Source organism: Nostoc sp., assembly GCF_035638895.1.
Taxonomy (GTDB): domain Bacteria; phylum Cyanobacteriota; class Cyanobacteriia; order Cyanobacteriales; family Nostocaceae; genus Nostoc.
In genome coordinates this window covers 1-12,311 of the sequence record NZ_DASQZC010000207.1, presented here as the reverse complement: position 1 = coordinate 12,311, position 12,311 = coordinate 1, and the positions used below count along the sequence as shown (strand labels likewise).

Annotated in this window: 6 protein-coding genes and 1 pseudogene; 4 read left to right on the top strand and 3 right to left on the bottom strand. The window is 43.8% G+C overall.

Going from position 1 to position 12,311, the window contains the following annotated elements; translation table 11 throughout:
* Nucleotides 1–236 precede the first annotated feature (236 nt).
* On the bottom strand, nt 237–2,618 hold the full coding sequence (locus VE944_RS10125; protein ID WP_324976057.1) for a phosphoketolase family protein: 2,382 nt from the start codon (nt 2,616–2,618) through the stop codon (nt 237–239).
* Between the two features lie 476 nt (nt 2,619–3,094).
* On the opposite strand from VE944_RS10125, the gene VE944_RS10120 reads away from it, so the two are divergent.
* The 3 genes from VE944_RS10120 to VE944_RS10110 all read left to right on the top strand — a co-directional run bounded on the left by VE944_RS10120 (nt 3,095) and on the right by VE944_RS10110 (nt 8,486).
* Nucleotides 3,095–4,735 carry an AAA-like domain-containing protein gene (locus tag VE944_RS10120; RefSeq protein WP_414690117.1) on the top strand — a complete coding sequence of 547 codons (1,641 nt, stop codon included), beginning with the start codon at nt 3,095–3,097 and terminating at the stop codon, nt 4,733–4,735.
* A gap of 288 nt (nt 4,736–5,023) precedes the next feature.
* Nucleotides 5,024–5,650 (top strand): type I restriction enzyme HsdR N-terminal domain-containing protein, encoded by a 627-nt coding sequence (locus VE944_RS10115; RefSeq protein ID WP_324976054.1) that lies wholly within the window; start codon nt 5,024–5,026, stop codon nt 5,648–5,650.
* Between the two features lie 124 nt (nt 5,651–5,774).
* A complete protein-coding gene (locus VE944_RS10110; protein WP_324976048.1) occupies nt 5,775–8,486 on the top strand; it encodes an AAA-like domain-containing protein in 2,712 nt (903 codons plus the stop codon).
* Between the two features lie 345 nt (nt 8,487–8,831).
* Here VE944_RS10110 and VE944_RS10105 read toward each other — a convergent pair.
* Nucleotides 8,832–9,540 (bottom strand): annotated as a pseudogene (locus VE944_RS10105) (Uma2 family endonuclease).
* A 63-nt stretch (nt 9,541–9,603) separates the two neighbouring features.
* Nucleotides 9,604–10,350, bottom strand: coding sequence for a Uma2 family endonuclease (locus VE944_RS10100; protein ID WP_324976045.1), 747 nt, complete (start codon nt 10,348–10,350; stop codon nt 9,604–9,606).
* Between the two features lie 182 nt (nt 10,351–10,532).
* Here VE944_RS10100 and uvrA point away from each other — a divergent pair.
* On the top strand, nt 10,533–12,311 hold a 1,779-nt coding region (gene uvrA / locus VE944_RS10095), incomplete at its 3' end, for an excinuclease ABC subunit UvrA (protein WP_324976042.1).

Below are 12,311 nucleotides of genomic sequence, written 5' to 3'. Positions count from 1 at the left end.
ACAAGATTTTAACCTCCTCCTACTTAAGAACAGCCTACCTCAACTGGATTCTGACTTCTGACTCCTGAATTCTGTTCGATAAAATCTTTTGTTTTTCTCAGCGTTCTCTGAGCCTTTGCAGTTAAAGAGTAATTATTTTAACTACAGAGACACAGAGAACACAGAAAGAAGAGGTTAAAATAATTTGTAGTGAAGAACTCTTCACTACGAATTACGAATTACGAATTAGTAATTAGTTAATAGGGCCACTTCCAGTCACGAATTTCCGGCATATCGTCGCCGTACTTCTCAATGTAATGTTTGTGTTCGATCAGCTTATCTTGCAACTGCTGTTTGACATAAGCTGCCCTATATCCTAATTTTGGTACGCGATCAATTACGTCCATTACTAGATGGAAGCGATCTAAATCGTTAAGCACAACCATATCAAAGGGAGTGGTGGTGGTTCCTTCTTCCTTGTAGCCACGCACATGCAAGTTATCATGGTTAGGCTGGCGATAGGTTAGGCGATGAATCAGCCAAGGATAGCCATGAAATGCAAAGATAATCGGTTTGTCTGTGGTAAAAATCGTTTCAAAGTCTTTTTTGCTTAAACCGTGGGGATGTTCGCTTGTTGGCTGTAGTGTCATCAAATCGACTACGTTCACTACCCGCACCTTTAACTCAGGGAAATGCTGACGCAGAATGTCCACGGCCGCTAAAGTTTCTAAGGTGGGAATATCCCCAGCACAAGCCATCACTACATCTGGTTCACCGTCTTGGTCGTTACTTGCCCATTCCCAAATGCCGATGCCTTTGGTGCAGTGCTTGATAGCAGCATCCATATTTAGGTATTGCAATGCTGGTTGCTTTCCGGCAACAATGACGTTGACATAGTTACGGCTTCTTAAACAATGGTCAGTTACCGATAGCAGAGTGTTGGCATCGGGGGGCAAATACACGCGAACGATTTCTGCTTTTTTGTTGATTACATGGTCAATAAAACCGGGGTCTTGATGCGAGAAACCGTTGTGGTCTTGCCGCCAAACATGGGAGGTAAGTAGATAATTGAGAGAAGCAATTGGTTTACGCCAGGGAATATCTCTGGTCGTTTTCAGCCATTTGGCGTGCTGATTGAACATCGAATCAACTATGTGGATGAACGCCTCATAGCAAGAGAAAAACCCGTGGCGGCCGGTGAGGAGGTAGCCTTCTAACCATCCTTGACAATTAGTTTCGCTGAGAACTTCCATTACCCGACCATCAGGGGAAAGGTGGTCATCTTCGGGGAGGCCCTGGGCTACCCAAGTCCGGTTTGTAACTTCCAACACACCGCCCAAGCGATTCGATGCTGTTTCATCAGGGCCAACGATGCGAAAGTTGCGGCTTTCTTGGTTAAGTTGCATGATATCCCGCAGGAAAATTCCTGCAACTTGGGTAGCTTCAGCGATCGCTTGCCCTGGTTTGAGAACATCTACAGCATAGTCTTGAAAGTCGGGCATCTTCAGGTCGCGCAGCAAAAGACCGCCGTTAGTGTGGGGATTGTCACCCATGCGCCGATGCCCTTTGGGAGCCAATTCTGCTAGTTCTGGAATTAGTGTGCCGTTAGCGTCGAAGAGTTCTTCTGGTTTGTAACTCTTCATCCAATCTTCTAGGAGTTTCAGATGTTCTGGCTGTTTGGCTATGTTGCTCAAGGGAACTTGATGCGATCGCCAAGAACCTTCTGTTTTTTTACCATCAACTTCCTTTGGCCCTGTCCAACCTTTGGGGGTTTTCAAGACAATCATTGGCCACTGGGGACGTTCGGTGAAACCGTGTACGCGGGCTTCTCTTTGGATACTTTGAATTTCTGCGATCGCTATATCTAGAGTTCCCGCCATCTGCTGGTGGACATCTGCGGGATCGTCGCCTTCGACAAAATAGGGCTTGTAGCCATAGCCGACAAATAAGCTTTCTAATTCCTCATGGCTGATCCGTGCCAGTACTGTTGGGTTAGCAATTTTATATCCATTCAAGTGCAGGATCGGCAGTACAGCCCCATCATGCACGGGGTTAAGAAACTTATTGGAATGCCAGCTAGTCGCTAAAGGGCCTGTTTCAGCTTCGCCATCACCCACAACAGCAGCAACAATTAAATCAGGGTTATCAAAGGCAGCACCGAAAGCGTGGACAAGGGCATAACCTAATTCCCCCCCTTCATGGATGGAACCGGGGGTTTCCGGTGCAACGTGGCTAGGAATCCCACCAGGAAAAGAAAATTGTTTGAAGAGTTTGTGGATTCCTTCAGCATCCTGGGAGATGTTGTGATAATACTCGGTGTAAGTGCCTTCCAGATAGGTGTTGGCTACCAGTCCAGGGCCTCCATGACCAGGGCCAGCAATATAGATCGTGTTTAGATCATATTTTTTAATAACCCGATTCAGGTGAGCATAGATCAAGTTAAGCCCTGGTGTTGTTCCCCAGTGACCCAATAGCCTGGGTTTGACGTGTTCCAGCTTTAGCGGTTCTCTCAGTAGCGGATTGTCGAGTAGATATATTTGCCCAACGGAAAGATAGTTCGCTGCACGCCAGTAGGCGTTTATCTGACGTAATTCTTCATCTGTTAAAGGCTTTGTTTGTGGAGTTGTTGCTAATGTCATTATCGACACTCCATTAGAGAAGGTTTTTGGCGTATCATCCAGTCAGCAATTATACTTTTTTTCAAAATAATTGCCATCTTCCTATGATGAGTTTTTCCAGCTTTTGGATTAAATTGCTTGCTTCTGGGCAATAATCGAGAGTGATGTCTAGAACGGGCTACGCTTACGCTACTAATTGATACTATCAATCAACATATTTTACTTATAATCGCTTAGTTGTAAAGTGTACTAAACTGCTATTTTTAGCATTAATAAATAATTAGTAGAAAGTGTTCCTAATTTTCGGATTAATCGCTGCATATCGATCACAAAAACTTTATAAGAAAGTACCACCGACTCTTGCGTTAAACCGCCTTCACCGGAAGGTATGAATAGCAAAGGCTTATTTACGGTAATGCGTTATTAGTAATTGTCTAGTTACCTGCTGTAGTAAACTACATCTAAGCCAGAGGACTGCATTCAATAGTTATAGCGCTGTGAAAAAAATCCTGATTGTGTCAGCGAACCCCACGACGACGGATAAACTACGTTTGGACGAGGAAGTAAGGGAAATTCAGGAAGGCTTGCAACGCTCTCGCAGCCGAGATAAATTTGAACTTATTACTAAATGGGCGGTGCGTCCTGACGATTTGCGGCGGGCGCTTTTAGATCATAATTCTCATATCATCCATTTTTCTGGACATGGTGGAGGAAATCAAGGTTTAGCCTTAGAAAATGATACAGGGCAAATGCAGCTAGTGAGTACAGAGTCACTGGCAAGGCTATTTAAGTTATTTAAAGACAAAATTGAGTGTGTATTATTAAATGCCTGTTACAGCGAAGTGCAAGCTGAGTCTATTTATCAACACATTAATTGCGTAGTTGGGATGAATCGGGCAATTGGCGATCGCGCCGCAATTAAATTTGCGGTAGGCTTTTATGATGCACTGGGTGCTGATAGGTCTTATGAGGATGCTTATGAGTTTGGCTGTAGCGCGATTGATTTAGAAAGTATTCCAGAGTCTTCGACACCAGTGCTAAAAAGCCGGAACAATCCCCAAGGTGCTATCTCTGCTAACAAAATTATTCCAGATACCGAGATAAAAACAGCAGTATCCTTAGAAAATCCAGAAGGACAGGTATCTCTAAACTCTGCTTTCTATGTGGAGCGATCGCCTATTGAGGTAGACTGTTATGAAGCCATTCTTCAACCAGGGGCCTTAATTCGCATCAAAGCTCCCTGGCAGATGGGCAAAACTTCGCTCATGTCGCGGGTTCTCCATCATTCTAGTCAACATGGCTATCAGATAGCACGCGTCAATTTCCAGTCAGCCGATGCAGAATTTCTCGGCAATTTAGATCAGTTTTTGCAGTGGTTCTGTGCCAGCATTACCTACGAACTGAATCTACCCGATAAGTTAGATGAGTATTGGAAGGGTGTTTTAGGTAGCAAGAATAAATGTACAAATTACTTTCAACGGTATTTATTACCCGCGATTAATAGCCCCGTAGCGATAGGTTTGGATGAAGTTGATGAAGTCTTCAAGCATCCCATAATTGCGGCTGATTTTTTTGGATTACTACGAGCTTGGCATGAGCGGTCAAAGAATGAGACAGTTTGGAAAAATCTCCGGTTGGTGACTGTGCATTCTAAAGAAGTTTATATCCCACTCAATATAAATCATTCGCCTTTTAATATAGGTTTACGCATTGAGTTACCAGAGTTAAATCAAATACAAGTACAAAACTTGGTACAGCGTCACAGCCTCAATTGGGCTGACTCGCAAATTGAAGAATTAATGACGCTGGTGGGTGGCCATCCTTATTTAGTGCGGGTAGCACTTTATGAAATTGCCCGTGGTAGGATGACGCTGGAAAATCTGCAAAAAATCGCGGCAACTGAGGAAGGGCCTTACAGCGACCATCTGCGCCGCCATTGGCTGAATTTGCAAGATGATGCAGAATCGCTAGCTGCGGTCAAACAAGTGATGACAGCAAATCGCTCCGTGTATGTAGGCATAGCTGAAGCGTTTAAAATCCGCAGTATGGGGTTAGTTAAGTTTCAAGGCAATGAAGTGATGCCACTGTGTAAATTGTATCGTCAATATTTTTGCGATCGCTTGGGAATTAAAAATTAAGAAAGTACATTAGGAGTGCAATAGGACTTTTATTTGCAATTACTATTTAATACCAATTTGAAAAAAGAATGCAACACATAAACAAAACCCTCGGCTTATCCAGGTATCACCCCCCTTAATCCCCCTTATTAAGGCTACCGTGTATACACAAGTCGAATTACCCCCCTTAATCCCCCCTTGGAAAGGGGGGAAAAGAACTCTAATTCCCTCCCCTTTATAAGGGTAGGGTTAGGGTGGGGTAATCTATCGCAAACATTTTTTGAATCGCTATAAAAAAAAGGCTCAAAAATGGTTCAAGTTATTCAAGGAAAAGATATCACCCTAGCGCAACTCATAGATCAATTTGGGCTACAACGTGCAGATAATGAACAGTTTTTTTCAGAGTGGCAGCAAGATTTACCTGAGTTGAGTGATTTAGAAAAGCAATCTCTCAACCAAGTCAAGGCAGAATATTTGCATTTATCCCGCTACCAAATTTTAGAACCTGTAGTCAAAATGGTGGTGCTATCTCCACTATTGCGTCTAGCAGGTTTTTATCAACCGCCTTTTTACATCGCGTCGGAAGAAGAGGTAAGAATTTCTTCTGAAGACGAAGGCACAATTATCAGAGGACGTATCGACATCTTGGTGTTCCATCCACCATTCTGGGTGCTTGTGATTGAGGCAAAACGAGCAGATTACTCTCTAGTAGTTGCAATTCCACAAGCATTGGCTTATATGTTGGCAGATGCAACTTCGGCAAAACCTGTTTTTGGGTTTGTCACCAATGGTAGTGAATTTCAATTTATTAAGTTGACGAAACAGAGTACACCGAGATATGCCTTATCTTATACACTGTCGCTTAATCGTGGGGATGACTTATATACTGTCGTAAAAGTGTTAAAACACTTAGCTGCTTTAATTAGTAATTCGTAATTATGACCTCTCCCTGGTTTTACTACGCAAAACCGTCCCTCTCCGAATCGGAGAGGGACAGACTTGAACTTTAGTTCAAGGCAAGGAGAGGTTTGTTTAACTCGCTCTGAATTTTTAATTGTTTATGACCCAGTACCAATATCAAGTCGGTGGTAGTTTACCTCAAAATGCACCAACTTATGTTAAACGGCAAGCTGACCATGACCTCTATGAAGGCTTGAAGGCTGGGGATTTTTGTTATGTACTCAATTCTCGGCAGACGGGAAAATCTAGCTTGCGGGTCCAGGTAATGCAGCAGTTGCAAACTGAGGGATTTGCTTGTGCTGCTGTTGATATTACAGCTATTGGCACGGCAGATATTACCCCAGAACAGTGGTATGCCGGGGTGATTGATACTCTGGTGGGAAGTTTGAATATTTATACAACTTTTGATTTAGACACTTGGTGGAATAATAACCATTTGCTTTCATCAGTACAGCACTTTAGCAAGTTTATTGAAACAATATTACTTCAAACAATTCCTGAAAAGATTGTTATTTTTATTGATGAAATTGACAGCATTCTGAGTCTTTCATTCAACTTGGATGACTTTTTTGCAGTTATCCGCGATTGCTACAACCGACGAGCAAACCATCCTGAATATAACCGCCTTACTTTTGCTTTGATTGGCGTATCTACACCTTCAGATTTGATTCAAGACAAACGCCGGACACCTTTTAATATTGGACAGGCAATTGATTTAACCGGCTTTCAACTCCAAGAGGCGCAACCCTTGGCACAGGGATTGGCAGAAGTGGGTGATTCTCAAGAGTTGATGCAGGTGGTGCTGGACTGGACGGGAGGACAGCCGTTTTTGACGCAAAAGGTTTGTAAATTGCTGGTGCAGGGGGGATTGGAGACTAGGAACTGGGGACTAGAAGCTGAAAACTGGGTGGAAGAGTTGGTACGCGAGGGGATTATTGAGAATTGGGAAACCCAAGATGAGCCGGAGCATTTGAAAACGATTCGAGACAGAATTTTGCAGAGTGGGGAACAGAGGACTGGGCGATTGTTGGGGTTGTATCAGCAGATTTTGCAGCAGGGAGAGATAGTAGCTGATGATAGTCCTGAACAAACGGAATTGCGGCTGACGGGTTTGGTGGTGAAGCGGGAAGGGAAACTGCGAATTTATAACCGGATTTATGCAGAGGTGTTTAAACAGGAATGGTGCGAAAAGATTTTAGCCAACTTGCGCCCCTACTCCGATACATTTAATGCCTGGGTTGAGTCGGAACGTCAAGATGAGTCGCGCTTGTTACGGGGAAAAACTTTGCAGGATGCTCAAGTGTGGGCAGTTGGTAAAAGTTTAAGTGATTTGGACTATCGGTTTTTAGCTGCTAGCCAAGAGTTAGAAAAGCATGATGTGCAGAAAAGACTGGAGGCAGAGGAACAAGCAAAGCAGGTATTAGCAGAGGCGAACTACAAAGCTAATCAGCGAATTCGCATTGGTTCTTTGGTGTTAGGACTGACTGTGCTGGGGGCAGCTGCATCATTAATATTTGCTCAATATCAATTAGGGCAAGCACGAACAGCAAGGGCACAAACAGATAATGCCCAAACAGAATTAGAAAAAGCAAAAACAGAAACCGCAGCTACCAAGCAAGATAACCAACGGATATCAGCAGAAAACGAAAAAATATCACGCGAGAATCAAAAGATATCGGAACAGGCAACACAGGTAAAACGGAACCTTAGTAATGCAACTTCAAAACTGAATGCTGCAAATAACAAAGTGAATCAGGCACAGCAAAACCTGAAATTAGCCCAAAACAAAGTAGCAGCAGCTAGCGAAAAGGCTGGTCAAGCTGAAGTACAGGCAAATCAAGCAATTCAACAACGGCAAGAGGCACAACAGCAACGTCAAAAAGCTGTTGCGGATTTAAATAGAGCAAGGCAAGAACAACAGCAGGCGCGACAACAATTACAAAAAGCTCAAACTGCTCTGAAGGCGGCAGTCAATGTCCGTAAAGCTTCTCTTGAGGAACTAAAAAAGGCAGATGCAGCCAGAAAAGTTGCTTTAACGGCTACGCGATTGGAACAAGATGGAACAAATGCGCTGCAACTGTTTGATTCAAGGGAAATTGACGGACTGTTGTTAGCAATGCAGGCTGCGGGAACGTTAAAAAGTCTGGTTAAGGATAAACAATCTTTAGCAGAATACCCCGCTTACAGCCCTCTGTTTAGTTTACAGACTACTCTGCTGAACATTCGTGAACAAAATCAGTTGGAAGGGCATAGCGATTCTGTCAACAGCGTCGTCTTCAGCCCAGATGGCAAAACTTTAGCTTCCGCCAGTGCTGACAAGACCATCAAATTGTGGAATCTTGACACGGGCAAAGAAATTTCCACCCTGAGTGGGCATAGCTATTCGGTCAACAGCGTCATTTTCAGCCCAGATGGCAAAACTTTAGCTTCCGCCAGTGCTGACAGCACCATCAAATTGTGGAATCTCGACACGGGCAAAGAAATTACCACTCTGAGCGGACATAGCGATTCTGTCAATAGCGTCGTCTTCAGCCCCGATGGCAAAACTTTAGCTTCCGCCAGTGCTGACAAGACCATCAAATTGTGGGATCTCGACACGGGCAAAGAAATTTCCACCCTCAGTGGGCATAGCTATTCGGTCAATAGCGTCGTCTTCAGCCCATATGGCAAAACTTTAGCTTCCGCAAGTAATGACAAGACCATCAAATTGTGGAATCTGAATCTTGATGATTTATTAGCGCAGGGTTGCAGTTGGCTTAAGGGTTATTTGGCTAGCCATCCTGGTGCGGCTAAGGTGTGTTCGGGGCGGTAGGGGGATGAGGGAGATGAGGGAGTTAATATTCAAAAACAGCGATCGCTTGGTAAATTAGAAATGCGATGTCTACGACGGGCTACGCCTACGCAGTTCTGAACAGCTTAAATGTAGAGTTAAAGGCGATCGCTTGGTAATGAAAAGGTGCAATTCAAGTTCTGATCTCAACGTTTCGAGTTCCGAACACCAATGACCGAGTAAAAAGGTCGAAGTTCCGAGTTCCGAACACCAATGACCCAGTAAAAAGGTGGAAGTTCCGAGTTCTGAACACCAATGACCCAGTAAAAAGGTCGAAGTTCCGAGTTCTGAACACCAACGTCCGAGTAAAAAGGTCGAAGTTCCAAGTTAAACCTCTGGTTCTACTCCCAGCGTTTTTAACTGAGCGGCCAATCTCTCTGCACGCTCCCGTTCTTTTGCTGCTAACTCCAAACCCCACAGTAATAGTTCGCCGTTATCATCCCACCAACGTAACCAATAACCTGTGCGGTTTTTTCGGCTTCCTTGCCATACGCCTAAAAACAAATTCATTTCGGCAATCCAGTGACGATTATTTGCATCCGGTGTTTGCAGTTCATAATGTCCTAAATCATCTCGGCGATAAACTTCTAAAACTCCGCCATCTGGTTCAAAAATGGCATAGTTTGGCACTTGTAAAATCTGCTCATAATAAAACCATTTACCAGGGGGATAGGTCGGTTTACTCGAATACTCTCCACCTTCGGTATCTGAGAGAAATTCCATCACAATTACGGGAATATCACCTTGGAGTCGTGGCGTATAACTGCGCTTCACTTCTTCTCGTGAGACTCGAATAGATGGTACATATCCCCAATCTGGTGCTTATGACGACAAATCGATTATTCAAAGTGGCGCAGATACCGTAATTAGTGATGGTTAAAGCATCGGTGGGTAATCTGCCTGCAAGTTCCAAGCTTTCTCTTAAAGCAGCAGCCAAGATTGGCTGATTAATGTTATCCACTGGCTCGTTGTCTAAAACAAAATCATCAGGTAACTTTTCCCAGGTGACATTATAGGTGGCTGCATTGGCTAGCATGATCGGAATATCTCAAGTAAAAATTCAATTTCTAATAACCCGATTAAAAAATTGCACACGGCATTACTCCTGAGCGAGAGTTCGCACTTCTTCCACTGACAATGCCAAAGCTTGGGCAATCTGTTCGATGCTCAAATTCATTTGCAATAATCGGGGTATGGCATCTCTTCTGGCTTGTTCTGCAAGTTCCGCCCGTTGGCGTTCTTGTTCAGCCCGTTGCCTTTCTTGCTCGGCGTTGCGAGAAATTTCTGTATAAGTTAAAAACCGTTCTCCATCAGGGCGATATAACTGTAAACCCTCTGATGATGGAACAAAGCGAATTTTTAACAGAGGACTCACCCAATCTTCCATTTGGGGGATGACATCTAAACCGTCTTCGCTACGCAACCATCCACACAAATTATTTTTTTCAGGATCGTAAATGTAGTACTCTTCTACGCCATAGCGATCGTAGAAAAGTAATTTCTTATCCATTTCAGTTTGGGTGTTGCTGGGAGAAAGAATTTCAAACACCACTTGTGGTGCAACTCCCTCTTCCTTCCATTGTTGATAGCACAAGCGATCGCCTTTTGGTCTACCTAATACCACCAGCACATCTGGGGCATTAACAATTTTGTTACGTCCCTCTACCGGATACCAAAATAAATCCCCGGCGACAAATACATTTGGATCATCAGCAAATAGCCAATCTAGATTCTGCTTAATTTCTACAATCCAGCCAAACTGTATGGTATTGTTAGCCACTGGTTGTCCGTCACTATCTGGGTAGATGACCTCTGGCTGGGTCGGCGGTTGGATTTGCGATACCATAGCTTCGCCCTCAGAAGGATATTTAATCGGGATGCTTCCAAATTAGCAGACTCTTAAATATATCTGCGGCATGAATCTGGAATGATAACTCTCTAGAACAGTACTATTGTTCTACAATAAACCGATTAAAAATAGTATTATTAAGGACTGTTTCATAAGAAACTCCTTCTTCGCCGCCCAATATGTCAGACAAACAGCTAGCAGCATCCTTGAATGGACATCTTCCGTACCCCAGCCACAACAGCCAGAATACCATTCGGATTCGGGGTGCTAGGCAGCATAATCTGAAAAATATTGACTTGGAATTGCCACGCGATCGCCTAATCGTATTCACTGGCGTTTCTGGTTCTGGTAAGTCTTCTCTAGCCTTTGATACCATTTTCGCTGAAGGGCAACGTCGCTATGTTGAATCCCTCAGCGCCTACGCACGGCAATTTTTAGGACAACTGGATAAGCCGGATGTAGAAGCCATTGAAGGCTTAAGTCCAGCAATTTCTATTGACCAAAAATCAACGTCTCATAACCCGCGTTCCACTGTGGGTACGGTGACGGAGATTTACGACTATTTGCGGCTGTTGTTTGGTCGAGCTGGCGAACCCCATTGTCCGATATGCGATCGCTGTATTGCACCCCAGACAATCGATGAGATGTGCGATCGCATCATGGAATTACCAGATCGCACCCGCTTCCAAATTCTTGCACCCGTTGTCAGGGGGAAGAAGGGCACACATCGTAAGCTTTTGTCAAGTCTTGCTTCTCAAGGTTTTGTCCGCGTGCGGATCAATGGCGAGATCCGCGAACTGTCAGATTCCATTGAATTGGATAAAAACTTTACCCACACCATCGAAGTGGTAATCGACCGCTTGGTGAAAAAGGCTGATATTCAGGAGCGTTTGGTTGATTCCCTGTCTACATGTCTCAAGCAATCGGGTGGTATTGCAGCCATTCTGGTGAGTCTACTTGGTGACGACGGACAAGAAAAAGAAGAAGAGTTAGTATTTTCGGAAAATTTTGCTTGTCCAGTACATGGCGCGGTAATGGAGGAATTATCACCGCGATTGTTCTCGTTTAACTCGCCTTATGGTGCTTGTCCGCACTGTCACGGAATTGGGACTTTAAGAAGATTTGCGCCAGACTTGATCGTACCCGACTGGGAAGCGCCAGTTTACGCTGCGATCGCGCCTTGGTCAGAAAAAGATAATTCTTATTATCTGGAATTACTCTACAGTGTAGGGCAGATTTATGGATTTGAGTTACAGACAAATTGGAGCAAGCTGACAGAAGAGCAGCAGCAAATTATTTTGTTTGGAGAGAAAGATGAACGAGCCGCAGAAGCACAGAGGAAGCAAAGTTTTAAAGGTGCTATTCCAATTTTGCAACGGCAATATGAAGGTGGTTCTGAATTAATTAAGCAAAAATTAGAGCAGTATTTAATTGATCAACCGTGTGAAGTTTGTAAAGGAAAACGGTTAAAACCGGAAGCCTTGGCGGTGAAGTTGGGACAATACGGAATTTTAGAATTGACTACCGTATCAATTCGAGATTGTCGAGAGAGAATTGAGCAATTTAAGTTGAGCGATCGCCAGTTACAAATTGCTGATTTAGTCCTGCGAGAAATCAAAGCTAGATTGCAATTTTTGTTAGATGTAGGTTTAGATTATCTTACCCTTGACCGTCCCGCCATGACCCTTTCTGGTGGTGAAGCACAACGAATTCGTCTAGCAACGCAAATTGGTTCTGGTTTAACAGGAGTTCTCTACGTTTTAGATGAACCGAGTATTGGTTTGCATCAACGAGACAATGGTAGGTTGCTCAAAACCTTAACAAAATTGCGTGATTTGGGTAATACATTAATTGTCGTTGAACACGATGAAGAAACAATTCGTGCAGCTAACCATATAGTTGATATTGGCCCTGGTGCAGGAATTCACGGCGGAAATATTATCGCCCAAGGTGATTTT